This is a genomic window from Planktothrix paucivesiculata PCC 9631, assembly GCF_900009265.2.
In the GTDB taxonomy this organism is placed as follows: domain Bacteria; phylum Cyanobacteriota; class Cyanobacteriia; order Cyanobacteriales; family Microcoleaceae; genus Planktothrix; species Planktothrix paucivesiculata.
In genome coordinates this window covers 49062-74642 of the sequence record NZ_LR735002.1, presented here as the reverse complement: position 1 = coordinate 74642, position 25581 = coordinate 49062, and the positions used below count along the sequence as shown (strand labels likewise).

The following is a 25581-nucleotide window of genomic DNA, read 5'->3' as shown; positions in this document are numbered from 1 at the left end:
CTTTATGTTGATGGCGTGTTCCCACTTTTACTCCTTCTAGCCCCAGAAGTTCTGTGAGCATTTTAATTTCCCTGTTTGAAGCCATTGTTACCCCTTTACCCTGAATTTACTCTTTTTCTGGTTTTAGTTAACACCACATATCGCTTAACTGTCAACCGGAAAAAGCTTTTCAGCCATCGCCAGATATATTTTTTGTCTTTATTGATTTTATTAACTATGATTTTAGCATACTAGATACTGAAGAACCGAAATTACATGAAAGATGTTTAGGAAATAATCCTGATTGTACTTGGAAGTTTTGGATGCCATCTTCGTAAGAGGGATAACTTAGATAATCTCGATCGCGCCTCCTCTACCATCCCCAGTAGGAGAAAAAGTGCTTCTTCAAAAACCTCAACCTCACTTTATGGGATAAAAAGCCGACTTACACCCATATAAGTATTAATATCGATCACAATTTCAACCAGACGAATCGCACAACGCTCCCGATATTCAAAGTCATTCAACAAGCGATCGGCATCACTAATAGTAATCACGGGGAGTGATGTAGAAGTTATTTCCTCGCGCATCACTTGTTCCAGAGAGTTATCACCCTTCATACTCCGATTTGCGGTCAATAGAATCATCTGGTTTGATTGAGCTAACCGCCAAACTACCCGATCATCACTATTGATTGGTAAGCCTATTTCATCAAAGGTGATAAATCGAATCAGTACCCAATCTAGCCAGCCACTATTTAAAATACTACCTGAGAGAAGTACGGCGTGTCCTCTCAAATTATGATCAACTAAAAAATTCATAGCTGAGACTTAAATTTGGCTTTTGCAGCTTGAAGTTTTGCTCGAATAGCTTCTTGACCAGGTTGTGGTGGTTGCGCCGCAATTCTAGCAATCAGATCACGATTTTTTTCTTCATAATATAGTCGCAGTTCTTCAGCTTCTTTAAGAACAATTTGATACTCAGCTTCAACCTCAGCGCAATTTGCCTCAATATAAGCTAAAGCTCCATTAATTTGTGCCTCTGTCAAATCAAATAATCCCCTAATAAACTTAGGTGGATATTGAGCCGTTACATAGTCCATGATGTCGTAGATAGTAATGCGTGTACCTGCGATTGTTAATCCTCTTTCTGTGCGGATAATAGCTGTTTGTTCGTTGGATATGGTTGTCATATTTATAGCCTCCTAGAAGTTATTTTTAGATTATAAATAGAGGTAAATACTACGCAAAAAAAATGGTTTTCTGTTCTATATTAGAGCGAATCAAAGGTTTAAGCGATCGCCAACTTACCCAGTCTACCCAGGTTTCTAGTAGATCTTCGAGGTATAGCATAGGAAAACAAACAGCATGAAAGCCCTTTGTTTCAAAATTATACCCAAAAATACTAGAGCGATCGCTTTTATTAATATAAAAGAAGCGATCGCTCTAAATTGTTATGACGGGTGAGGGTTAGAATCCCTGTGTTTTTCTACTTCTCCAATTGACTTACCGAAAACTGGAATTAGGCTTTTTTGTTGGCATTGCGTTTGGCTGCACCGAACAAACCACCGACGGCTATCAGTCCTAAGATTGTAGAGGGTTCGGGAACTGCGGCAGCAGGGGGAGGTGTAATGACTCCAGCTAGTTTCAGTTCGTAGTTACCACTGTGGGAGAAATTATCATCTGCGGCGGTCAAACCAGACCCGGTAGCCAAAAAGTTGTAAAGATAGTTAGTTGTCCCGTTATAGGTATATTTTACAATTTCACTGGCTTGTATGGGGGCAGCGGCTTTGCTGGGGTCGCGGAGGCTATTTAATGCCAATTTCTGGGCGTTATTTAAACCTTTAAATAGCAGTGGGGTGGCATCATAGTGGCCGGCTAACCCAATTTTAATCTCGCCCGTGCTATCATCTTGATTCACGTATGAGATGTTCGGGTCGCTGAATCGTTGCAGTCCACCGCCTGCGTTAAAGGTGTTCCAGGCTAAACCATACAAAGGGGCACTATTCAATACTGAACCATAACCGTTAGCCGTCAACGCATCACCGAACCACTTCTGAGCTAAAGTTAATCCACCGCTCACCGTTGTCGCCCAGTCCGATGCTGTCAGGCTGCTCAGGGTTAGAGATTTGCCTCCAATATCCCCTGTTAAGCTAGTATTATTGCTGAAGTTAAACCCGGCTTTTTCGCTGCTGGCGGCTAACTCAACGTTGCCCGTAGGACTGGCTGCATTACCATCTAAAACCGATTGTAGGTTAGTAACGCTGTTCGGAATTAGAACGGTTTTATTCCCTGAAGTACCATAGGTCAAATAATCACTGGCGGCAGTTCCACCGATGGTCGCATTGGTCAAACTTCCAGCTAAAGCGGGGGTTATTCCAACTGCGCTCATTCCAACTGCGACGGAAGTGCCAATTAAGAGTTTTTTTAATGAAGCTGCCATAATCTTTTCTCCAGGAAGTAGAAGGTTTCTTTAGAATTTTTGTCTATCGGTGATGCTGAATCTAATTAAAACCGATTGGGATAGATAGGTTTGTGATTCATGTCACTTCAGACGGTGATTGTTGACTATGTTTTTTTAATATATTAAAGTTCGACTTTGATGGAGGAACTTTAGCACCCTCGTCTAACACTCAGTCTGGTGAACGCTTTGAGCCAGTTGGCTTTTGGTGTTCTTGACTTTACCTATTGCTATTATAAACAATACCGGGGAAATGTCTATAAAATTTTGATGAATTTATCGGTTTTTTTGTAAAGCTAAGGTAAACTTTTTATTCCTAATTAAATAGTGTGGATCAACCTCAGTAAATTTACGGAGTTACGATTTTGAATTGATTTAACGCCCTCCGACTATCCGTAAATTTACTGAAAAAAAACCCAGGTTCTAGGGAATTGCTCTAGGAATGGACAAAATTAAACAGGCAGAACACCAAACCCATTAAGGCTTAGAAGGGGACGGGGATGTCCGTAAAAACTCAGCAATGCGGTCTAAGGCCGTTGCTAAGACCTCTGGGGGATGAACTAAGGCAAATCGGACATATCCTTCGCCAGATTTGCCAAATCCTGCCCCCGGAGAAGCGGCGACTCCAGTTTTTTCCACCAGTTGTTGACAAAAACCAATAGAATCCTCTGACCAGGGTTCGGGGAGTTTTGCCCAAATATAGAGGGTCGCTTCGGGTTTCGGGATATTCCAGCCCATATTCTGCATTCCTTGAATAAACACATCCCGTCGCGCTGCGAAGATCTGCATATTCTGGGCAATATGCTCCTGGAGCCCGGTTAAAGCCACGATCGCCCCATTCAAAATGCCTTGATATTGGTTAAAATCAACCACCGCTTTAATCCGGCGTAAAGCCAAAATTAACTCCGCATTACCAATGGCAAACCCCACCCGAAAGCCGCCCATATTATAAGACTTAGAAAAAGTAAAGAATTCAATCGAAACGCTTTTATTCGGATCGGCTTGTAAAATAGATGGGGCTAATTCCGCAATAGTTTGTTCTCCCCGGGGAAAGACAAAATCCATATAGGGGAAATCGTGAACCAATACTAAATCATGGTTTTGACAAAATTCTACTGCCTTCTGGAAAAAGGATAAAGGAGCCGTGGCGGAGGTGGGATTATGGGGATAACTCAAGACCATCATCCGAGATTGTTTTAATACGGTTTCGGGAATATCCTCAAACACCGGTAAAAAGCCATTTTCCGCCCGTAAGGGCATGGGATACATTTGACCTCCGGCTAAATATACGCCGCCCAGATGGGAGGGATAACCCGGATCTTGCAGGAGGGCAAAATCACCCGGATTCAAAATGGCCAGGGGAAGATGGGCCGTTCCTTCCTGGGAACCAATTAATTGTAAAACCTCGGTTTCGGGATCAATGGCAATGCCATAGCGGTTACTGTACCACTGGGCGACGGTTTCCCGAAACTCCTGGGTATTGCGAAATAACAGATAACCATGGGTACTCGGATCGGATAAAGATTCCTGGATCTCGGTGATAATATGATCGGCCACGGGTAAATCGGAAGAACCCAAGGATAAATCAATTAAATCTTGTCCTGCCAATATCGCTTTGGATTTGGCTCGATCCATATCAGCAAAAACATTAGAGCGTAATAGGTCTAAACGGTTAGCAAATTTCATAATGAATTACAAAAAAAAGGGTTTAAAGCCCCTAAGTTTTACCTAGGATTTTTATTCATTCCTATTTATTATAGGATAAAACAACGGTTTTGAATACCAAATTAATGATAAGGGAACAGGTAATGGGTAATGGGTAATGGGTAATGGGTAATGGGTAATGGGTAATACTTCTGGTTGTTTCATATCAGTATTGAAATGTTACAACCTATTTAGGATTGCTATATCAATATTTTTACAGCTAAAATTCAAAAGATGAATTCAGAAGTCAAAGTGATGGCTTCCAGGATTTTGAAATGATAGGAGAAAAGCGATTCACTCATTAATGGTAAGCAGTAAAATAAAATAAATTGCATACTGAATAATGGCGAGATTCTTCATGGCGCGATCGCTCCCTTCAGAATGACAGTGCCAATAATTTTGTATCAGTGCTTAGTCTACATATTTTTGTTTTTGAACCCTAAAAATTAGATCTGGAGCCTCTACCACCCTAATAGCAGGGCTTCAGACCCAATTTAGGGGAGTGTATAGCGGTCTTGAAACTGATTAGGACATCAAGGGCTTGTCCTATAGAGGTGGAATTGTAAGTTTTTATTCAAAAAGCAACTTTTCCTATGCAGATAAACCTGCTTCTAGCCAATCGATTAATTTAGATTTAGGAATGGCGCCTTCATGGGACTGGATAACTTCCCCTGCTTTAAATAATTTTAAAGCCGGAACCCCTTCTACTTTATAGGATTTAACGGTGATCGGATTGAGATCGATCTCCATTTTCACCACTTTTAAGCGATCGCTATAGGTTGTGGCGATCGCTTCCATAGAAGGAGACACAAGCCGACAAGGGCCACACCAACCGGCCCAAAAATAGACTAAAACCGGTGGTTCTGCTTTCAGAACTTCGGAGTCAAATTCTGAATCTTGAATGACAAGAGGGTGATTACTCATAGTTATTTAGGTGATGGATAGACTAGAAATTTTTGCTATCGTTAGATCCAGTTTCAACGGTCTTCAGTTTGGTATCTAAAATTTAATCATATCCTGAGTGTGTGGAGATCCCCTCACCTAACCCTTTCAGGGTTTGTGAAAAGTTTGGTGGGCTTCATGTAGTGCTAATATTGTCAACAAAAGCAATTCCCAACGCTTTTCTTCATTCCCCAAGTCCGGTGTTTGCTGTAACCTGAGAAGGTGCTATGTCAACTTTAGTCATCGTTGAATCTCCAACCAAAGCCCGTACCATTCGCAACTTCTTACCATCGAGTTATCGGGTAGAAGCCTCAATGGGTCATGTCCGTGACCTTCCACCCTCTGCTGAGGAAATCCCCGAAGAATATAAGGGAGAAACGTGGGCAAAACTGGGGGTGAATGTGGAAGGGAACTTTGAACCCATTTACGTTATCCCCAAAGATAAGCAAAAAATTGTTAAAGAACTCAAAGCCGCCCTCAAAGAAGCGGACGAACTCGTTCTCGCTACTGACGAAGACCGCGAGGGAGAGAGTATTAGTTGGCATCTACTCCAAATTCTGAAACCGAAAGTCCCAATTAAACGGATGGTGTTTCACGAAATTACCCAAGAGGCGATTCGTGAAGCTCTGAAAAATTGTCGCACCGTTGATGAAGAACTGGTTCATGCTCAGGAAACCCGCCGCATCCTCGACCGCCTCTATGGTTATACCCTTTCCCCCCTGTTGTGGAAAAAAATTGCTAAGGGATTATCCGCCGGCCGGGTACAGTCCGTAGCCGTGCGTTTACTGGTCAGCCGAGAACGGGAGCGTCGAGCTTTCCGGTCTGGGGGATATTGGGATTTAAAGGCCCTGCTGGAACATACCCAGAGTCGATTTGATTCTAAACTGGTCAGTTTGGCCGGGGTAAAAGTGGCGACCGGGAGCGATTTTGATGAAAGTACGGGAAAAATTGCCGCCGGCCGCAAGGTGGTTTTGCTAGATGAAGCCCAAGCGGACGCTTTAAAACAACGGTTATCGGGTAAACCCTGGACGGTTGCCAACTTAGAGGAAAAAGCCGTTACCCGTAAACCCTCGCCTCCGTTTACCACCTCCACCTTGCAACAGGAATCCAACCGTAAACTCCGGTTAAGTGCCCGTCAAACCATGCAAACGGCCCAGAGTTTGTATGAGCGGGGTTATATAACCTATATGAGAACGGATTCCGTGCATTTATCGGAGCAAGCGATTACCGCCGCCCGGGAATGTGTGGAACAAAAATATGGGAAAAATTACCTTAGTCCCAAACCCCGACAATATACGACTAAATCTAAAGGAGCGCAGGAAGCCCACGAAGCCATCCGTCCGGCGGGAAGTTCTTTCCGTACTCCCCAAGAAACGGCCCTGAGTGGGGCGGAACTCAACCTCTATGATTTAATTTGGAAGCGTACCGTAGCCTCCCAGATGGCTGACTCCCGCCAAACCAATATTACCGTTGAGTTAAAGGTTGAGGATGCCGGATTCCGCAGTACCGGAAAACGGATTGATTTTCCCGGGTTCCTGCGAGCCTATGTAGAGGGTTCCGACGACCCAGAAGCCGCCTTGGAAGACCAAGAGGTATTATTACCACCTCTGAAGGTTGGCGACCATCCCGACTGCAAAAAGTTAGATGTGGTGGGACACGAAACCCAACCTCCGGCCCGATTTACGGAGGCATCTTTAGTCAAAACCTTGGAAAGTGAAGGCATTGGTCGCCCGAGTACCTACGCTAGTGTGATTGGAACCATTATTGATCGGGGGTATGTTCAGTTAAAAAATAACGCCCTGATCCCAACTTTTACTGCCTTTGCTGTTACTAACCTCTTAGAAACATACTTCCCGGATTTGGTGGATTTGCGATTTACCGCCCGCATGGAAGATACGCTGGATGATATTGCTACCGGAGAAGCTCCTTGGTTACCCTATTTGGAAAAATTCTATTTAGGGGAGGCGGGACTGGAACATCAGGTTAAGGATCAAGAAAGTAAAATTGATACCAAAGTCGCCCGAACTATTGAGTTAGAACAGTTGGGGGATGAAGATGATCCGATTCAATATCGCGTCTGTATCGGTAAGTTTGGCCCCTATATTGAGGCGGGAACGGGAGAGGAGATGATTACCGCTTCCATTCCCCAGGATTTGACTCCGGCGGATTTAACCCCGGAGGTAATTCGGGAATTGGTGGGACAAAAAACCGAAGGGCCAGAAAAATTAGGAGTTCACCCAGAAACGGCAGAAACTATCTATATATTAATCGGCCCCTATGGCCCCTATGTGCAGTTGGGGTTAGAAGCCGAAGATAGTAAAAAACCGAAACGGGTATCTATTCCCAAGGGTGTTGAGAAAGAGAACGTCACCCTGGATATGGCCCTGGGGTTATTAGCCCTACCCCGACTATTAGGAACCCATCCTGAAACCGCAGCTAAGATTAAAGCCGCTGTGGGGCCGTTTGGGCCATACGTGGTTCATGACCAGGGGAAAGACGGTAAGGATTATCGGTCAGTGAAAGCCCCGGATGATGTGTTAACCATTAGTTTAGAACGGGCATTGGAACTGTTGGCCCAACCGAAAACCAGTGGTCGGGGAGGACGAGGTAAAAAAGAAATTCCGCCCCTGCGCGAGTTAGGAAACCATCCCGCAGATGATGAACCGGTGAATGTTTATGATGGCCGTTATGGGCCCTATGTTAAACATGGAAAAATCAATGCGTCCTTACCCAAGGATGCGGCGGTAGAAGCGTTTACCTTAGCCCAAGCGTTGGAATTGTTGGCGGCAAAAGCGGATTCGGGTTCGAGTTCTCGGAGTAAGTCTAAAACGACAAAAACAGCCTCGAAAACCACAGCTAAAACCACGAAAACTACAACCAAAAAGTCCTCAACTACTAGCAAAAAAACTAGCTCGTAGCTGTGTTTTAAAGCCAGATTCTTAGTTACACGCTAACTGGGCTTTTATAAGTCTTAACTAGCGTGTAGCTTTATCCTCTGGTTAAACTGTGCCAGAGAATAAAAGTATAAGCACAAAACACCAAAATTCCATGTCTGATTAGACTTGTTTTATCTCGGACTTGATATTCTTTCAGCGTAATCTTTCACTGCTATGCTGAGTTTGGGTTGTTACCCGATCGCGCATCAATGCTGACAATACTTCTAAAAGTTGTTGTTGCTCGTCAGGACTGAGATTTTGAGCCTGACTCAGTACCTCGCTATAAGTAGACATTATGCTTGATGTTGAGATTTTTTTGTTGGTTGTTATTATAGCAATTTAAGAGCTAGGGGAATGCGATCGTCCTTATTTCCTCAAGTGCGATCGCCCATCTTTATTTAAGTATAAAACGGGTTAATCAATGTGAGTTCAGCGATCCACCGAAAATCGTCTATATTTCTTGTAACTAAAGTTTTGTCATATACCAAAGCTGTTGCTGCCATAATAGCATCCCCAAGAGTCATTCTCCTCATCTGTCGCAATGCCACTGCTCGATCAAGTACAGCGTTAGAAATCGGTAAAACCTCCACAACACCAAAAAATTCCTCAAAATACAATCTATAATCTTCAGTTAGCCGATGATAACCTAACACTTCAACGTAACTTATTGCCGATACAACTATGTCATTTTCGCCAATAAACTGCCTAATCTGCGAGTTTTCCAGTTGGGAAGCGTAGATAATAATATTACTATCCAGTAGCATTATCCATCCCTACCTGGAAGTGGACGATCTTGACGTAACTCTCGCTGCCATTTCACCGGATCGCTAATATCATCACAGACATTACTTGCTGCAATTTTTTCCAATATTTCAACTGTTTTTTGGCGGCGAAACTCAGCACTTAGACTTGATCGATCTGCTTGTAAAGTAACGTAAACTCTAATAGGGCGATCGCTCTGTTTGGGAACCTCCCGCGTCCATTCCAGAAGGTTGCCGTTCAATATAGCCTCATATATTCGCTGCATATCATCTCTCAACTATTTTTTTACTATTCTAACCCTTGAATAATTGTTTCGCCCCTTTCTTCCCCAAAGTGCGATCGCCTTTCTCTCAAAGAAACCGAATTTTTAAATAAAACCCGGTTTCTGCACCTTAATATTTGCGTTCTTGGGGTTCAAATAGGGTAATTTTTACCGGACGATAGGCTAAATCAATACCCGCAGGAGAATAATAAGCTAAAGTATGTTTTAGGAAACTTTCATCATTGCGTTGAGGATAATCTTCTCGACTGTGAGCCCCTCGACTTTCTTGACGATTTAAAGCGGAAGTTAAAATCATATTTCCCACAATCATAATATTTTTTAACTCTAACGCCTCAATTAATTCCGTATTCCAACATTTGCCTTTATCATCTAAATAAATCCGTTGATAACGATTTTGCAATTCTTGAATTTGACTTAACCCTTCTTGCATAATACTATCAGTTCTAAACACACCACAATGAGCCGTCATGGCATCTTGAAACTCTTGGCGCAGTTGGGCAATTCTATAGTCTCCCGACTGGTCTAATAACCCTTGTAATTGCCCTTGGGCTTCTTTCAAATAACGCTGTTCATCAATTGTGGGTAACTTGCGATTTTGGACAAATTGGGCAATAGCCGCTCCGGTTCTTTTTCCATAAACCACACATTCTAATAAGGAATTACTGCCTAAACGATTAGCTCCATGTACCGACACACAGGCGGCTTCTCCAGCAGCAAATAAGCCATCCACAAAACTATCAATCCCGCTTAAAACTTGCCCATCAATATTAGTCGGAATACCCCCCATGGAATAGTGAACGGTGGGACGTACAGGCATCGGTTCTACCACCGCATCAATTCCTAATAAACGGTGGGCTTCTTCCCAACAAAAGGGAATCCGACTCATGATTTTTTCCCGTCCCAAATGTCGCAAATCCAGATAAATATATGGCCCCCCGGCAGTACCATCGGGGTTAATTCCACGGCCCGCCCGGAGTTCTAAAGTAATAGCGCGAGAAGTAATATCCCTAGGTGCTAATTCCATCCGACTCGGGGCGTAGGTCGCCATGAAACGCTCCCCATTACTATTAATTAAATAGGCTCCTTCCCCCCGCACAGCCTCGGAAATTAATACCCCCACCGGATATAACCCGGTAGGATGGAACTGGACAAACTCCATATCTTGCAGGGGAACTCCCGCCATTGCCGACATCGCCAACCCGTCCCCCGTTGAGGCGTAGTCATTAGAAGTGGTATTAAATGCCCGACCGTACCCCCCGGTGGCGAACATCACCGCCTTAGCCCGCACAACGGTTAACTGTCCGTCATTTATGCGGAACATGACCACACCCTTCGCCTGTCCGTCTTCTAAGATTAAGCGCAGGACGTACCATTCATCATAAATCTGCACACCATAGCGTCGCAGGTTGTTCACCAGTTCGTGTAAAATCGCATGACCAGTTTTATCGGCGGCGTAACAGGTGCGGTTATGGGAATGGCCCCCAAAGGCGCGTTGAGCGATGCGGCCATCGGGAAGACGGGAAAATAATACCCCCAAATGTTCTAAATCAATAATCACATCCGGGGCTTCTTTGGCTAAAATTTCGACAGCATCTTGGTCAGCCAAATAGTCTGAACCCTTGACCGTATCAAAGGCATGGGCTTCCCAACTATCACTTTCATCAATATTTTTTAAAGTAGCAGCAATACCCCCTTGGGCAGCCACGGAATGGGAACGGATGGGATGAGTTTTGGCAACAATGGCAATATTTAAGCTGGGGTGAGTCCGGGCAATTTCTACCGCCGCCCGACATCCTGCCAACCCGCCCCCAACAATAATCACATCATGTTCTAGCATCTTAATCAGTTATCAGTTATCAGTTATCAGTCATCAGTTAAGGAGTTATCAGTCATCAGTCATCAGTTAAGGAGTTATCAGTTGAGGAGTTATCAGTTGAGGAGCTAATCAATTAACTGTAAACTTCTTAACTATTAACTGATAACTGGTAACTGGTACGGGCGGGTTCTTTTAGATTTTTGTTAATCACCTAAATTTTGATGAACCCGCCCCTACACTGATAACTGATCTGTGCTGTTTAGGAAGCCGGAAATTCAGCACGACTGGGTTCGTCTTCAATCAAGGGATCTACGGATAAAATTTCAATATGGTTAAATAAAGTGGTGACGAATGCAAAGAGCAGGAAAGGTAAAGACAGCACAACAATTAGGCCAACCGTCGCTAAAGCATAAATTTGACGGGTTGTACTCCACAGGGCTAGGCAAGTTGCTAAGGCGATAAAGATGACAATTAACCAAATGATAATTTGGCTATAGATATCGCCGTATGTTAGTGTGCATCGAATACGATACTTTTTCAGATCTTGCATTGGTTCTCTCTTGATAATATTACTTTAAACTTCCAGATTAAGGGATTGATTCAATTTTGGAAAATTTCTCAACATTTTAATCACAGTTGTAATTTAACTTTACATTCTGTCAAACATCCTGCATCGGCCATACTCAATTCTTGATTTTTTCAGGGATTCTTAACATTTAACTACAATCCTCAACCCTAAATTTTTAATTCTTAATACTTAAATGTTTACTCCATATACTTAATCGCGTGACTATTACCTATTACCTATTACCTAATCATCTGAACGAAAAAACAAGAGATTGGGCAGTGCTAACCCCACGGGAATGCCTAGGGTCATCAATAATCCTGTGCCTGCCATGACAATAGTATTAGCAATTAATGGAACATCGGCATGGATTCCTAACTTGATCATTAAAATTAAACCACTTCCAGCCCTAAAAATATAAATCCCAGGAATCATACCCACAACCGCCCCAAATGCAATAGCCGCCGAGGGGACTTTAAATTTTCGAGAAAAATAAACCGTCATAAATCCCACCACCATGGAGGCAATAAGATTTCCCCAAATCAATCCAAATCCCAGATAAACTGAAACAAATCGCATTCCATAACCGACCATTCCACAAAGCATACAAATCCAAATAATCCCTTTTGGCACGTTAAATAAAATGGCAAATCCGGCGGCAACAACTCCCGCAAATAGAATACTTTCGGGTTCTAATTGGGGCGGTTTAAATGAATTAACGGCAACGGGAATATCCATAAATGTACCCGATAATAATAAACCAAATAAAATTGAAATTAACATCATTAAACTAAAATTAAATCGAGCAATTCCTGTAATTTGATGGTTGTAAACCATATCTAAAATAGCATTAATTAAATGCACGCCTGGGACTAACATCATCGAAGGAACTAATAAACAGGGTTCGGGGGTTATTGTTAAACCTAATTTAATGCTAACTCCTCCAATACAGCCTCCTAAAAAAGCTGCAAAAAATGTGATCATAAACCCATTAAACTTACGTTTAGCTAATTCCTGCCGTAAGATTAATCCCAGGGCTGTTGCCACACTAACAATCAAAAATGCCGGCCAGTCTCCTTGAAAAATTTTAGCTAAACTTCCCCCCGCTATTCCTAACATTAATACTAAAAACCATTGGGGATAATTAGGGGGAGAATGATAATTAATCAGTTCTAACTCATCCGTAACTTGTTCTAAAGTTTTATGTCCTTGTTGAATATCATCAACTAACCGCATGACTTGAGTAATCACCATCATATTAATTTTCATCACCGGAATCGGCATACTAATGCGCGAATAGAATTGATTATGGATTTTGGTTGTTAATGTGATGGCTTCATAGGAAACTAATAACCGGGCTTCAATTCCTAAACTATCCGCCAATTGATGAGTGACTCGATGCACTCTTTCGGTTGCAGCACTATTTTGGAGGAGAAGTCGGGCGGTCAATAAAACTAGGTGAAACTTTTGATCGATTTCTGGCAGGACTGTTGGCGTCATCTGGGCTTTTCCTTAAACAGACATTTGATGCTATTAATGTTATGGGATTTGGGCTTAATATTATGGATGGGTTGGAATTACTACAACGGAAAGCAACCGGAGAATGGAATTTTAAAGAAGTGGATTTAAGGGGTGCAGATTTACAAAATTTTGATCTGAGTAGGTTAGTCTTTATTGGGGCGGACTTGAGTGGGGCGAATCTCAGTCATGCAAATTTAAGTCGAGCTTCCTTGCGCGGAGCTAACTTAATGGGGGCGAATTTGAGTTATGCCATTTTGAAACAAACCAGTTTATATAGTGCCCAAATCATGGGGGCAAATCTTTCCCATATCAATCTCAATGGAGCGAATTTAACTCAAGCTAATTTAAGTTATACTAATCTTTATCAAGCAGATTTAAGCGATGCAACTTTATATGAATGTAATTTAGAAAATGCCTGGTTAGTGGGGGCAGATTTACGGGATACGGATTTACACAAAGCCAAGTTTAAAGCCACTAATTTAACCGATGCTAACCTAACCGATGCCATCGGATTTAATGATCAGGATGCGATAATTTGCAATACGATGATGCCCAATGGTCAAGTGCTATTATCAATGTTATAAATTAACCGTTAAGGTTTTTCCATTAACCAATACTTGATCTCCGGTGACTAACTTTCTTCCCCTGCGAGTTTCAACTTCACCATTGACTTCAACATCACCAAATTTAATTAGGATTTTTGCTTGTCCCCCGGTGGAGACTTCACCCATAAATTTCAGAAATTGATCGAGTTTAATGGTTTCAGACATAGGGAATAGGGAACAGGGAACAGGGAACAGGGAATAGGGAATAGGAAACGGGAAACAGGGAAATCCCCACACTTAAAAGTAGGGGATTTGTATTAGGACTTATTGAAACACTGATAACTGATAACTGATTTTATTCGTCTTCGTCCTCGTCGTCCTCGTATTCGTCATCAATTAACTCGTCATCGAGGATAGCCGATAATAAAGGATCATCTTCACTATCTTCAAATAGGACTTTGCTACCTTTTCCTAAACTAGACGGCGCTGCTTTGGGTTCCGGGGGTAATTCCCGTTCAAAACTGTTATAAACCCGGGCAGTTTTGTCATCTAAGACCACATCCCGCAGTTCGTCTTCATCTTCCTCATCCAAATACAACGTGCCGTTATCGAAGCCATAGTCGGCATTCCCGGATTCCTCATAGGCATTAAATCCCGTTCCCGCCGGAATCAGACGTCCGATAATCACGTTTTCCTTGAGACCGCGTAACCAGTCGGATTTGCCCTCAATCGCCGCTTCAGTCAAGACCCGGGTAGTTTCTTGGAAACTGGCCGCCGAGATAAAGCTATCGGTATTTAAGGAGGCTTTAGTAATCCCCAATAACACGGGGGTATATTTGGCGGGCGCGCTTCCGGTAATCGACATGGCATCATTCACCTGTTCCACCTGGCGCAGTTCCACCAATTCCCCAGGTAACATAGTCGTATCGCCCCCATCATCAATCCGAACTTTAGAGGTCATCTGACGGACAATCACCTCAATATGCTTATCGGAAATATCAATTCCCTGGGACTGATACACCGACTGCACCTCGTTAACCAAGAACGCTTGACACTGGCGGAAACTCCCCAAAGCCGCATCATACATTCCTTCTCCCTGTTCCAGATAGTGGTCATAGAACACTTCGAGGATTTCATGGGGATTACTAGGGCCATCGGTCAGGGTTTGTCCGGCTTCTACTTTGTGACCATCGGAGACAATTGGGGATTGACCCGAACCCAGGGGATAATCCGTAACCGTGCCATCATTTTCAATCACCCGCAGTTCGGTGACGTCATCATCCATCGTCACCTGGGCAGTTCCAGGACGTCGGGCTAAAACGCAGGCTTCTTTGGGTTTGCGGGCTTCTAACAATTCTTCAATTCGGGGCAACCCTTGAATAATATCTCCGGTTTTGGCCCGTTCAAACACCAGCAACACCAGGTTATCCCCCCGTTGTACCAAGTCTCCGTCTTTAACGTGGAGAATCGCACCCGGAGACACCCGATAGGGCCGACCTAAGCGCAGTTTGATTGTTATCGGTTTTGTCCACTTACCTGTTACAAAGGCAGCCAAAAGCGTGGCTAAATTCGGAACAATTGTGCTTAAATCTGTTACGTTTAGCTTACCAGAAGACGCATTATCGACAGTTTTGTTGATTTCAAGAATAATTTCGATCAAGCTGTGATATCCATGGACACCCAAAACAAACGCTATTGATTGAGCAACCTGTTGCAACGCTGGAATTATAACTTTCTCTTTAAGGGAACTTTTAGAATACCCTGATAGAGAGGCTATACCGATTTTGGACATGATGCTAACAATAGCTTCCACTGCAACACTGATTGAGCGCTCAATATATTCGTTTTTGAAAACATCAGGTAGCGCGCCGATGATTGTCGGGGTAACTGTACTTACTAAAGTGGGAACAGGAAGTGCAGTTATGGCAGTTGCGCCCAGTTTAGCGATAATCACATTGGCTAAAAGATCTCCAAGAAAGTCAATGACTTTATCAAGTTTCTTTTTCCAATCAGAGTCTAATTTGACATGACTCGATACATGAATAACTTGTCCTGATTGTGTTGCTGTTACTCCATTTGCAATAAGTTGACCTTCAACAAGCAAATCTCCTTCATTAACTAAGGGAATGGTTGTGACTTCTAAGTTCACCTCATCATTCTCGCGTACCACCAGACAACGGCGGAGAATTTCCGACCCAGAGCGAATCCCTTGAATAATCCCGTCTTCCTTACACATGATTTCTGTGCGAGTGACAACGGCGCCTTTCTCAATTTCATCTCCATCCTTGACCAGTAACCGGGTGCGGGTACTACCCTGGGTGGCATCAGCGATCACATCCCGACGAATTACTAAGGATTCTAGGATGACCAACTGTAATTTCATCACATCGGGGTCAGTTTCATCGGGTAGTAACTCGATATCGGCGGCCAATTGCGGGGCTTCTGTGCCAATACTAATCACTAATTGGGTGCGGAGTAGTTCCACCCCTTCCACCGACCGTACCCGTTCCCCATCCTTGTATGTCAAGCGTTGTACCGCTCGCAGGGCAATGGATTCGTTCAGGGATTCTTGAGAAGGAACGGTGGGGTTTTCGGGAACGCTAAACTCCACCACGGGACGCAATAGCAAGGCTGGGCCTTCGGGGGTTTCTACATATTCCACATAACGCAAGTTGTCCGAGATAATCCCGGGGATCACCTCTTGGCCGGGATTGACAATTTGGCCATCAATCGCCATCACCATTTCCGGATCATCCACCAGATGCAGTTCTCCGGGTTTGATTACGATTTCTCGCAGAATATCATTTTTCTGAGTAACTTCAATTACCCCATTACTCTGACAGAAGATATCCTTAACCACTTCCATCCCCGCTTCCACATACTGTCCGTCCTCGGTTAACAGTAGGGAAATATCCTTATTCACCTCATGGCATTCTTCGGGAATCCATAATAAAGTCCCTCCCTGGGTAACTTCATAACCCTGTTTTCCCTTACCCCGTTTGGCGACCTCTACCCCGGCGTATTTAATGATCCCCCCGGTTTTTGTCCGGTAGCTATCATCCATCAGTTCCGCAATCACATCGTGGTTTTCCACTTTGGAACCGGGACTGACTTTGAGCATGAAGCGGTGGTTACTATTGGTTTCAATAATATGTTGTTCCCGTCCCTGCATCTGTATTAACCGCACTAAGGCTTGATCCAGCAATACCGAAGCGGTGATAATCTCAATTTCCCGAGGTAGCTCACCCTCAGCAAACTGTTCCCGAATTCGGACTAATCCCCCATGCTCGGAAACCAGTTTAGTTTGGGCCAGAACGCTTCCGGGTGTAACCGTATCTCCATTTTTGACCAAGGGTTCGGCCGCCGGGGGTAGGTTATATACTTCTCCTCCGAGCACCCAAATCAGACCCCCCCGTTGGGCGATGCGGGTCATGTTCCCTTGACGGTCGGTTTTTTCTTCGGGAACCACATCCGCAAATTTGACTTCCCCAGCTAAGTCCGTGGCCACGTCCTTGGTGGCTTTTTCCGTGGTTTTCCGGGCTGTCCGACCCCCGGCGGCAATTTCCGCTAGGATTTCGTTAGCTTTAACTCGTTGGCCTTCTTGGACAATAATGGTTGTCCCTTGGGCGATACTGTGTTTTTCGGTATTTTTTCCGCCACCCTCGACAATAATTTGGCCCGTGTTTTCCACGATGAACGCATCATCTCCGTGACGGGTACGGAAGGGACGGACTCGCAGGGATTTAGAGAACTTGACCACCCCATCAATTCCGGCTCGGATCATCCCCGCGGCTTCGGCGGTGAAAACCCCTCCGGTGTGGAATGTCCGCATGGTTAACTGGGTTCCGGGTTCGCCGATACTCTGGGCGGCAATAATTCCCACCGCTTCCCCCAGGTTGACGTTATGACCATGGGCTAAACTCCAGCCATAGCAATGTTGACAGACGGAACGGTTGGCTTCGCAGGTCAGAGGCGATCGCAATAGCACTTCCTCAACCCCGGCTTCCTGAATGGCTAGGGCTAACTCCTCACTCACGGAGTGATTTTTAACCGCCTGTTCCGACTGATAGGTGACAATTTCTCCGGTTTGGGGGTGGCGCACATCTTCCCCTAACACCCGGCCCATTAACCGATCTTTAATCGGAATTAACACCCGTTCCCCATCGGTCATACTGCGAGTCCAAATCCCCTTGCTGGTTCCGCAGTCAATTTCCCGCAGGATCACATCCTGGGAAACATCGACTAAACGGCGGGTTAAATACCCAGAGTCGGCGGTTCGGAGGGCCGTATCTACTAGACCTTTCCGCGCCCCGTATGAGGAAATAATATACTCAGTAACGGTTAAGCCTTCCCGGAAGTTGGTTTTAATCGGTAAATCGATAATCTCCCCTTGGGGGTCAGCCATTAGTCCCCGCATCCCGACTAGCTGACGGACTTGGGAAATATTCCCCCGGGCACCGGAGAAGGCCATCATATAAACCGAGTTCAGAGGGTTACTGGCTTTAAAGTTTTCCACCACCCGATCTTTTAGGGCTTCAGATGTGCCATTCCAAGTATCAATAACTTTTTGGAACCGTTCAACTTCGGTAATTTCTCCTTTAATATAACGGCGTTCTGTATTTCTAATTTCTTCTTCGGCTTCTTCTAATAAAGCTTTTTTGGAAGGCGGAATCTGTAAGTCATCCACACTAATAGAAACCCCGGCTTTTGTGGCATAGGTAAACCCTAATTCCTTTAATTCATCGGCAATTTGGGCGGTACGAGCCGTACCATAATTCATAAAAGCCCAGGACATGATTTTTTTTAATTGTCCTTTATCAATAACTTGATTCCGAAAGATTTTTTTGTTAGCCATGATTTTAAATCAGTTATCAGTTATCAGTTAATTCTTAACTATTACCCCTTATCCCTTAGAGGTAATCAGTAATGGTAATGGGTTTTAGTAGGTTTATTTCTTGTCGTGAATACGCCTTAAATTGCTTGTAATTAAAGGCGTATTCTATTTAGAAGAACAATAAACTCTACCCATTACCCATTACCCATTACCCATTACCTATTACCTATTGAATTAGGGTGTCTTGAACGGTTTTATTGAAAATGACGCGGCCTGGAGTTGTCCGAATATATTGAGTTATAATATTTCCCTCCGCATCTTCTCGAACTCGTCGCATTAGTTTCCCCGTTTTTTTGCCCACATAAGTTTTAGTGATTACTCCAGTTAAGTCGTCTTTATGTTCGACGCCTATCTGTTCTACTTCATCCGATAAAATCTCCCCATCAAATCGCACCATTACATAAGAATGTAAACCCAAAGCACCCTGTTTATAGGCTAGGATAACATCTTCTAAATCAGGAAAATAGCGGTGGCTTTGATCCTCCAATTTGGGGTTTTCTGCGGTTAAATAATAACATCCCAACACCATATCCTGACTAGGTGTAACAATCGGTCTACCCGTAGCTGGAGACAGAATATTATTGCAGGCTAACATTAATAACCGGGCTTCTGCTTGGGATTCAATCGATAGAGGGACGTGAACGGCCATTTGGTCACCGTCGAAGTCGGCGTTAAAGGCGGGACAAACTAACGGATGCAGTTGAATCGCCCGACCATCGACTAAAATCGGTTCAAAGGCTTGAATTCCTAAACGGTGCAAGGTTGGGGCGCGGTTTAGCATCACCGGATGTCCTAAGATAACTTCTTGTAAGACCTCCCAAATGCTCGAATCATTCCGTTGAATCAGTTTTTTTGCCGCTTTAATATTGTTGACTAATCCTTGACGAATCAGGCGGTTAATTACAAAGGGTTGGAACAATTCAATTGCCATTTCCCGAGGTAAACCGCATTGGTGCATTTTTAATTTTGGCCCCACCACGATAACCGAACGTCCAGAATAATCGACCCGTTTTCCTAATAGGTTTTGGCGGAATCGTCCTTGTTTTCCTTCGATAATATCGGAGAGGGATTTTAAGGGTCGATTATTTGCCCCCACCACCGTCCGACCCCGGCGACCGTTATCAATTAAGGCGTCAACGGCTTCCTGTAACATCCGTTTTTCGTTACGGATAATAATTTCTGGAGCCAGAATTTCCTGCAACCGAGCTAACCGATTATTTCGGTTAATGACTCGACGATATAGGTCGTTTAAATCGGAGGTAGCAAACCGTCCCCCATCTAACTGCACCATCGGCCGTAAATCAGGAGGAATGACGGGAATGACATTCAAAACCATCCAATCGGGTTTGGAACCCGTAGCCACAAAGTTATCAATTACCCGCAACCTTTTAATATATTTGGCGCGTTTTTGTCCCTTGGCGACGCCGATTTCTTCCCGTAATCTTTCGGCTTCTTCTTCTAAGGGGATATCTTCGAGCAAACGGGAAATTGCTTCAGCCCCAATTCCTACTTCTATTCCGGTTAAAGTGGAATCTTCACTATAAATTTGGTCTTCAATTTCTAACCAGGTATCTTCAGTTAATAACTGTTTATAGGATAGGCCCTCATAGTTGCCTGGATTTAACACCACATAGGCATTAAAATAAACAACCTGCTCCACATCCCGTAATGGCATATCTAATAAAATAGCCATATAACTAGGAATGCCTTTGAGATACCAAACATGGGTCACAGGAGCGGCTAGTTTAATAAAACCCATCCGGTGACGACGAACCCGGGATTCTGTTACCTCTACCCCGCAGCGTTCACAGACAATTCCACGATGTCTGACCCGTTTATATTTCCCACAATGACATTCCCAATCCTTTGCCGGGCCAAAAATTCGTTCACAAAACAACCCATCCATCTCCGGTTTCAGGGTTCTGTAATTGATGGTTTCAGGTTTTGTGACTTCTCCAACCACCTGACCATTCGGTAGGGTTCTTTCTCCCCACTGACGAATGCGTTCTGGAGATGCGATTCCAATTTTAACGTAATCAAACCGTTGTTCAATTTTAGCCATTTTATTCAGGGAATAGGGAACGGGGAATAGGTAATGGGTAATGGGTAATGGGTAATGGGGAATGGGGAATTACGAATTACGAATTACGAATTACGAATGGTTAATAGACTGATAACTGATAACTGGTAGAGACGCGCCATGGCACGTCTCTACACTGATAACTGATTATTCGTCTTCTTCCACTGAACTACTTAAATCATAAGTAGGTTTAGCGGGGGCAAAGTTATTAGAAGTGTAGGTCATCCGGGTGGCTGGGATATCAGCCATCAGGTCTACTTCCACATCTCGACTTCCACCTTCGTCGGTGGTTTCCACTTTATGTACCGCAATATCCAAACACAACGACTGCAACTCCCGCATTAACACCTTGAAGGATTCCGGTGTCCCAGGACGGGGGATGGTTTTACCCTTGACAATGGCGTTGAGGGCTTCGTTTCGTCCCTGCATATCGTCGGATTTCACCGTTAACAACTCCTGCAAGGTATAGGCCGCCCCGAAGGCTTCCAAGGCCCAAACCTCCATTTCTCCAAATCGTTGTCCCCCCTGTTGGGCTTTTCCTCCCAAGGGTTGTTGAGTCACCAAAGAGTAGGGGCCAGTAGACCGGGCGTGAATCTTATCATCAACCAAGTGAACCAGTTTCAACATATAGGCAATTCCCACGGTGACGGGTTGGTCAAAGGGTTCTCCGGTACGCCCGTCATAAACAATGCTTTTCCCAGGATAGTTTTCGTTAAATAACCAATCTTTCTTGGTTTTATCCCGGGCTTCTCTCAACTTCCCATGAACGGTTTCCCGAGACATTTCTGGCCCGTGCATTTCATCAAAGGGAACCACTTTGAACCGTTTTTTCAGGTTTTGACCCGCCCACCCTAATAAACATTCAAAGATTTGGCCCACGTTCATCCGACTGGGTACACCCAAGGGATTCAAGACAATATCCACAGCCCGACCATCGGGCAAGTAGGGCATATCTTCAATCGGCAGAATCCGAGACACAATCCCTTTATTTCCATGGCGTCCGGCCATTTTGTCCCCGACTTGGATTTTGCGTTTTTGCGCCACATAAACCCGCACGACCATATTCGCCCCAGGCGGTAACTCATCCCCCTGTTCCCGGGTAAAGACGCGCACATCAACAACCCGACCTTTTTCTCCGTTGGGAACCCGCAGGGAGTTATCCCGCACGTCCCGGGCTTTTTCTCCAAAAATTGCCCGGAGTAATTTTTCTTCCGGGGGTTGGTCGGATTCCCCTTTGGGGGTGACTTTCCCGACTAAAATATCCCCGGATTCCACCCAAGCCCCGACTCGGATAATCCCGTTTCCATCGAGTTGTCGTAGGGAATCTTCCCCGACGTTGGGAATTTCGCGGGTAATTTCTTCCGGGCCGAGTTTGGTTTGTCGGGCTTCAATTTCGTATTTTTCAACGTGGATGGAGGTGTAAATATCCTCTTGGACTAAACGCTCACTAATTAAAATCGCGTCTTCGTAGTTATATCCCTCCCAGGGCATATAAGTCACTAGAATATTATGACCTAAAGCCAGTTCAGCCCCTTCGGTGGAGGAACCATCGGCTAATACCTGACCCGCCACCACCTGATCTCCTTCATAAACCAAGGGACGCTGGTTTAAACAAGTATCTTGGTTAGAACGTTGATATTTTTGTAACTCATATTCATGTTCTTTGCCCGTGGTATCCATAACCCGGATACAAGACCCATCAATATAGCTAACTTCCCCATCGGTACGGGAGACAATCACCATCCCACTATCCCGGGCGGCTTGGGCTTCTAGTCCGGTTCCCACTAAGGGCCGTTGTGGACGCAGCAGGGGGACGGCTTGCCGTTGCATATTAGACCCCATCAAGGCCCGGTTCGCGTCGTCATGTTCCAAGAAGGGAATCAAGGAGGTGGCAACCGAGACAATCTGTACCGGAGATACGGCGGCATAGTCCACCTGCATCGGAGTTGTGGTAGTGAACTCCTGGCGATACCGCACCGGAACAATCTCCCCTAAAATCGTCCCCTCGGCATCGGTTCTAATATCCCCTGGGGCGACCCGCAGGTCGTCTTCTTCGTCGGCGGTCATGTACACCGCAGGCAAATCCCGGCGGACTTTGCCGTTTTCGACTTTATTGTAGGGGGTGGCAATAAATCCGTAGGGGTTCACCCGGGCTAAGGTTGCCAAAGACCCAATTAATCCGGCGTTTGGCCCCTCTGGGGTTTCAATCGGACAAATCCGACCGTAGTGGCTGGGGTGAATATCTCGGACAGCAAATCCAGCCCGTTCTCGGGTTAGTCCCCCGGGGCCAAGGGCAGATAAACGGCGTTTGTGGGTCAGTTCCGCTAGGGGATTTGTCTGATCCATAAACTGCGATAATTGGGAACTACCGAAGAATTCTTTAATGGCAGCGACTAGGGGTTTGGGGTTGACCAGAGAAGCAGGAGTTAAGGCATCGGCGTCACTTACGGTCATCCGTTCTCGGATAATTCTTTCTAGGCGGTTTAACCCGACCCGAATTTGGTTTTGCAGCAGTTCTCCGACTGACCGTACCCGACGATTTCCTAAGTGGTCAATATCATCGGTTTCACCGATATCAAATTCTAGGTTAATTAAATAATCAATCGCCGAGAGAATATCAACGGACGTTAACACCCGGGTAGTATCGGGAATAGTCAGCCGCAGTTTTTTATTCAGTTTATAGCGTCCCACCCGGCCCAAATCATAGCGTTTGGCATCGAAGAAGCGGTTATTAAGCAACTGTTCTCCACCGGCCACCGTTGGGGGTTCCCCGGGACGGAGTTTGCGGTACAGTTCCATTAAGGCGTCATCTTCGCTAAATTCCCCTTCCCGTTCAATGGTTTTTTCAAAGTATTCGGGGTGACGCAGGGCATCAAAAATTTCGTTATTGGTGAGTCCCAAGGCTTTTAATAAGACCTGGGCCGATAGTTTGCGGGTTTTATCAATTCTCACCCACACTAAGTCATTTTTATCGGTTTCAAATTTTAACCAGGCGCCTCGGTTGGGAATTAGGGACGCGCTATATGTCCGTCGGCCGTTTTTATCAATTTCAGATTTATAATAAACCCCGGGACTTCTCACAATTTGGTTAACGATAACTCGTTCAGCCCCATTGATAATAAAAGTTCCCCGTTCTGTCATTAGGGGTAAGTCCCCAATAAAGACTTCTTGTTCTTTAATTTCTCCAGTTTCTTTATTAATTAAACGAGTCGGAACGTACATTTGAACCGCGTAGGTACTATCCCGCCGTTTGGCTTCGTCAACGTCATATTTAGGACGTTTCAGTTTATAGTCTTTGGCTAAAAAATGCAGTTCTAGTTTACCTGTATAGTCGGTAATGGGGGAAAAACTTTCTAATTCTTCAATCAACCCGGCTTCTAAAAACCAACGGAAACTTGACCGTTGAATTTCAATTAAGTCAGGGAGTAAAAAAGTGGGTTCGTTATGGGTTAGACTTGCCATTTATCAGTTATCAGTAATCAGTTATCAATTATCAGTGATTGAGTTAATTGTTATCAGTTATCAATAATCAGTCATCAGTCATCAGTCATCAGTCATCAGTTAATCGTTAAGAAGTTTACAGTTAATTTATTAACTCCTCAACTGATCACTCCTCAACTGATCACTCCTCAACTGATAACTATTAACTGATTACTGATAACTGAAACAGTTGACAGGCGTTATCGGTGGTTTGTTGAGATAGGGTTTCTAGGGAAATATCCCGCAGTCGGGCAACGGTTTCGGCAACATGGCGCACAAAGGCGGGTTCGTTCCGTTTTCCCCTTTGGGGAACAGGCGCTAGAAAAGGACAGTCCGTTTCGATTAAAATTCGATCAGACGGAACTAGACGGGCGCATTCGTGAATCGCGATCGCATTTTTAAAGGTCACGGTTCCGCTAAAGCTGATATACAGTCCCAACTTCAGAAACTCCTGCTGTTCGTCGGGAGTGCCTCCCCAACAGTGCATTACCCCGGAAACTTTGCCCCGTTCTTGCCAAAATTGCCTTAATAGAGGGATCATGGTTTCTGCTGCCTCCCGACAATGGATAATCACAGGTTTATGCAAACGATAGGCAATTTCTAGCTGTTCGGTAAACACCTGGATTTGTTGATCTCGGTTATCGGCTTTATAGAAATCCAGCCCCATTTCCCCAATCGCAACGACTCTATCATCGGATTGGGCGAGTTGGGTTATGGTTTGGGCCGAGGTAGAATCCCAGAGTTTTGCATCCAAGGGATGCAACCCAACAGCAAAGCTTAGTTCCGGGACTTGATTGGCAATTTCCTGTATTTCCTGAAATTCTCCAGGGTGAACACAGGAATGCACCAAACGGACTACTCCCGCCTCTTGCCATCTCTGCCGAATTGCGTCTAAATCCGATGCCAAGGCTTTGAAGTTAATATGGACGTGGGTATCGATCAGTTGCATAGTCCCTTTACTCAGATTCATCAGCAATCAGTGATCAGGATAAAAACGTGCCGATATCGAGCCATGCTGTTAGGCGATTGGCGCGTTCGTAATCAGTTATTGGTTTTGTCGTGCCAGCGTCCTCGCCGACTGCTTTCTGTTTAGCTGTTTACTCATAACTGATGACTGATTACTGTTGACTGATCACTGATGAGCTAGGCCGCAACAGTTTGGTGGCGCTTTAAGGCTCTAGCCAAGCGAGATTTTTTCCGAGCACCATTGTTAGGATGCAGAACACCCTTTTTCACGGCTTTGTCGATTTTACTAAAGGCAGCCGACATTTGTTGATTTACGGCGGTCAGATTATCGGTTGTAGGGTCAGTCCCGAATTTATCAACAGAGGTCAGACATTTTTTCATTAAAGTCTTGACGGCTGACTTGTAAGATTTGTTACGCAAGCGATTGCGCTCTGCGATTTCGACTCGTTTGACAGCAGATTTGATATTAGCCATAGGTTCTGATTGAAGAAGACGCAGGTATTTCGATTAGAGATACTCAGTTACAGACATACCAATATAGCATTTATTTTGTCAAATTCAACCTATCTTCCTATTTAGCGATAGGAAGAATCAGGAAAATTCTGGATTTGAGTCATTGTAGCAAAAAAAATGGGTTTAACGCCCTCT

General features: G+C 44.5%; 19 protein-coding genes. 2 read left to right on the top strand and 17 right to left on the bottom strand.

Annotated features, from left to right (window positions below):
• Nucleotides 1-404: 404 nt before the first annotated feature.
• From PL9631_RS05490 to PL9631_RS05470, 5 genes are all read right to left on the bottom strand, one after another.
• Nucleotides 405-800 (bottom strand): ACP S-malonyltransferase, encoded by a 396-nt coding sequence (locus tag PL9631_RS05490; RefSeq protein ID WP_083617853.1) that lies wholly within the window; start codon nt 798-800, stop codon nt 405-407.
• Entirely contained in the window at nt 797-1171 is a 375-nt protein-coding gene (locus PL9631_RS05485) for a DUF433 domain-containing protein (RefSeq protein ID WP_083617851.1), read from the bottom strand. The genes PL9631_RS05490 and PL9631_RS05485 overlap by 4 nt, the downstream gene beginning before the upstream one ends.
• Before the next feature lie 329 nt (nt 1172-1500).
• Nucleotides 1501-2421 (bottom strand): NF038130 family PEP-CTERM protein, encoded by a 921-nt coding sequence (locus PL9631_RS05480; protein ID WP_083617849.1) that lies wholly within the window; start codon nt 2419-2421, stop codon nt 1501-1503.
• Nucleotides 2422-2916: 495 nt separating this feature from the next.
• Entirely contained in the window at nt 2917-4125 is a 1209-nt protein-coding gene (locus PL9631_RS05475; RefSeq protein WP_083617847.1) for an LL-diaminopimelate aminotransferase, read from the bottom strand.
• A gap of 609 nt (nt 4126-4734) precedes the next feature.
• Nucleotides 4735-5067, bottom strand: coding sequence for a thioredoxin family protein (locus tag PL9631_RS05470; RefSeq protein WP_083617845.1), 333 nt, complete (start codon nt 5065-5067; stop codon nt 4735-4737).
• Between the two features lie 245 nt (nt 5068-5312).
• Here PL9631_RS05470 and topA point away from each other — a divergent pair, with 245 nt between their 5' ends.
• Nucleotides 5313-8003 carry a type I DNA topoisomerase gene (gene topA, locus PL9631_RS05465; protein ID WP_083617843.1) on the top strand — a complete coding sequence of 897 codons (2691 nt, stop codon included), beginning with the start codon at nt 5313-5315 and terminating at the stop codon, nt 8001-8003.
• A gap of 171 nt (nt 8004-8174) precedes the next feature.
• On the opposite strand, the gene PL9631_RS05460 is transcribed toward topA, so the two are convergent.
• From PL9631_RS05460 to PL9631_RS05435, 6 genes are all read right to left on the bottom strand, one after another.
• Nucleotides 8175-8315 (bottom strand): hypothetical protein, encoded by a 141-nt coding sequence (locus tag PL9631_RS05460; protein WP_156090464.1) that lies wholly within the window; start codon nt 8313-8315, stop codon nt 8175-8177.
• 104 nt (nt 8316-8419) lie between these two features.
• Complete coding sequence (locus tag PL9631_RS05455; RefSeq protein ID WP_083617841.1) at nt 8420-8785, bottom strand: type II toxin-antitoxin system VapC family toxin; 366 nt, start codon at nt 8783-8785, stop codon at nt 8420-8422.
• A complete protein-coding gene (locus PL9631_RS05450) occupies nt 8785-9048 on the bottom strand; it encodes a hypothetical protein (RefSeq protein ID WP_083617839.1) in 264 nt (87 codons plus the stop codon). Before PL9631_RS05450 ends, PL9631_RS05455 begins: the two co-directional genes overlap by 1 nt.
• 127 nt (nt 9049-9175) lie before the next feature.
• Nucleotides 9176-10903 carry a succinate dehydrogenase/fumarate reductase flavoprotein subunit gene (locus PL9631_RS05445; protein WP_083617837.1) on the bottom strand — a complete coding sequence of 576 codons (1728 nt, stop codon included), beginning with the start codon at nt 10901-10903 and terminating at the stop codon, nt 9176-9178.
• A gap of 238 nt (nt 10904-11141) precedes the next feature.
• Complete coding sequence (locus PL9631_RS05440; RefSeq protein ID WP_083617835.1) at nt 11142-11432, bottom strand: hypothetical protein; 291 nt, start codon at nt 11430-11432, stop codon at nt 11142-11144.
• Nucleotides 11433-11693: 261 nt separating this feature from the next.
• Complete coding sequence (locus PL9631_RS05435) at nt 11694-12947, bottom strand: threonine/serine exporter family protein (protein ID WP_156090463.1); 1254 nt, start codon at nt 12945-12947, stop codon at nt 11694-11696.
• A 41-nt stretch (nt 12948-12988) separates the two neighbouring features.
• Here PL9631_RS05435 and PL9631_RS05430 point away from each other — a divergent pair, with 41 nt between their 5' ends.
• Nucleotides 12989-13552: a pentapeptide repeat-containing protein gene (locus PL9631_RS05430; RefSeq protein WP_197046273.1), complete on the top strand. Its 564-nt coding sequence runs from the start codon at nt 12989-12991 to the stop codon at nt 13550-13552.
• On the opposite strand, the gene PL9631_RS05425 is transcribed toward PL9631_RS05430, so the two are convergent.
• The 6 genes from PL9631_RS05425 to rpsT all read right to left on the bottom strand — a co-directional run bounded on the left by PL9631_RS05425 (nt 13547) and on the right by rpsT (nt 25407).
• Nucleotides 13547-13738 (bottom strand): RNA-binding S4 domain-containing protein, encoded by a 192-nt coding sequence (locus tag PL9631_RS05425; protein WP_083618059.1) that lies wholly within the window; start codon nt 13736-13738, stop codon nt 13547-13549. The genes PL9631_RS05430 and PL9631_RS05425 overlap by 6 nt on opposite strands.
• A 130-nt stretch (nt 13739-13868) precedes the next feature.
• A complete protein-coding gene (locus PL9631_RS26620; protein WP_083617831.1) occupies nt 13869-18368 on the bottom strand; it encodes a DNA-directed RNA polymerase subunit beta'' in 4500 nt (1499 codons plus the stop codon).
• 205 nt (nt 18369-18573) lie between these two features.
• Nucleotides 18574-20469, bottom strand: coding sequence for a DNA-directed RNA polymerase subunit gamma (locus PL9631_RS05410; protein WP_083617829.1), 1896 nt, complete (start codon nt 20467-20469; stop codon nt 18574-18576).
• Between the two features lie 165 nt (nt 20470-20634).
• Nucleotides 20635-23949, bottom strand: coding sequence for a DNA-directed RNA polymerase subunit beta (rpoB, locus tag PL9631_RS05405; protein ID WP_083617827.1), 3315 nt, complete (start codon nt 23947-23949; stop codon nt 20635-20637).
• Nucleotides 23950-24130: 181 nt separating this feature from the next.
• On the bottom strand, nt 24131-24916 hold the full coding sequence (locus PL9631_RS05400) for a TatD family hydrolase (RefSeq protein WP_083617825.1): 786 nt from the start codon (nt 24914-24916) through the stop codon (nt 24131-24133).
• Between the two features lie 194 nt (nt 24917-25110).
• A complete protein-coding gene (gene rpsT / locus PL9631_RS05395) occupies nt 25111-25407 on the bottom strand; it encodes a 30S ribosomal protein S20 (protein ID WP_079679896.1) in 297 nt (98 codons plus the stop codon).
• Between the last annotated feature and the right edge of the window lie 174 nt (nt 25408-25581).

Bases quoted from the DNA above. Each gene is read 5' to 3' on its own strand.
- topA (WP_083617843.1), top strand. From the start codon at position 5,313: ATGTCAACTTTAGTCATCGTTGAATCTCCAACCAAAGCCCGTACCATT.
- PL9631_RS05450 (WP_083617839.1), bottom strand. From the start codon at position 9,048: ATGCAGCGAATATATGAGGCTATATTGAACGGCAACCTTCTGGAATGG.
- PL9631_RS05445 (WP_083617837.1), bottom strand. From the start codon at position 10,903: ATGCTAGAACATGATGTGATTATTGTTGGGGGCGGGTTGGCAGGATGT.
- PL9631_RS05400 (WP_083617825.1), bottom strand. From the start codon at position 24,916: ATGCAACTGATCGATACCCACGTCCATATTAACTTCAAAGCCTTGGCA.
- PL9631_RS26620 (WP_083617831.1), bottom strand. From the start codon at position 18,368: ATGGCTAACAAAAAAATCTTTCGGAATCAAGTTATTGATAAAGGACAA.
- PL9631_RS05425 (WP_083618059.1), bottom strand. From the start codon at position 13,738: ATGTCTGAAACCATTAAACTCGATCAATTTCTGAAATTTATGGGTGAA.
- PL9631_RS05455 (WP_083617841.1), bottom strand. From the start codon at position 8,785: ATGCTACTGGATAGTAATATTATTATCTACGCTTCCCAACTGGAAAAC.
- PL9631_RS05410 (WP_083617829.1), bottom strand. From the start codon at position 20,469: ATGGCTAAAATTGAACAACGGTTTGATTACGTTAAAATTGGAATCGCA.
- PL9631_RS05435 (WP_156090463.1), bottom strand. From the start codon at position 12,947: ATGACGCCAACAGTCCTGCCAGAAATCGATCAAAAGTTTCACCTAGTT.
- rpsT (WP_079679896.1), bottom strand. From the start codon at position 25,407: ATGGCTAATATCAAATCTGCTGTCAAACGAGTCGAAATCGCAGAGCGC.
- PL9631_RS05440 (WP_083617835.1), bottom strand. From the start codon at position 11,432: ATGCAAGATCTGAAAAAGTATCGTATTCGATGCACACTAACATACGGC.
- PL9631_RS05490 (WP_083617853.1), bottom strand. From the start codon at position 800: ATGAATTTTTTAGTTGATCATAATTTGAGAGGACACGCCGTACTTCTC.
- PL9631_RS05480 (WP_083617849.1), bottom strand. From the start codon at position 2,421: ATGGCAGCTTCATTAAAAAAACTCTTAATTGGCACTTCCGTCGCAGTT.
- PL9631_RS05470 (WP_083617845.1), bottom strand. From the start codon at position 5,067: ATGAGTAATCACCCTCTTGTCATTCAAGATTCAGAATTTGACTCCGAA.
- PL9631_RS05430 (WP_197046273.1), top strand. From the start codon at position 12,989: ATGGGATTTGGGCTTAATATTATGGATGGGTTGGAATTACTACAACGG.
- PL9631_RS05485 (WP_083617851.1), bottom strand. From the start codon at position 1,171: ATGACAACCATATCCAACGAACAAACAGCTATTATCCGCACAGAAAGA.
- PL9631_RS05475 (WP_083617847.1), bottom strand. From the start codon at position 4,125: ATGAAATTTGCTAACCGTTTAGACCTATTACGCTCTAATGTTTTTGCT.
- PL9631_RS05460 (WP_156090464.1), bottom strand. From the start codon at position 8,315: ATGTCTACTTATAGCGAGGTACTGAGTCAGGCTCAAAATCTCAGTCCT.
- rpoB (WP_083617827.1), bottom strand. From the start codon at position 23,949: ATGGCAAGTCTAACCCATAACGAACCCACTTTTTTACTCCCTGACTTA.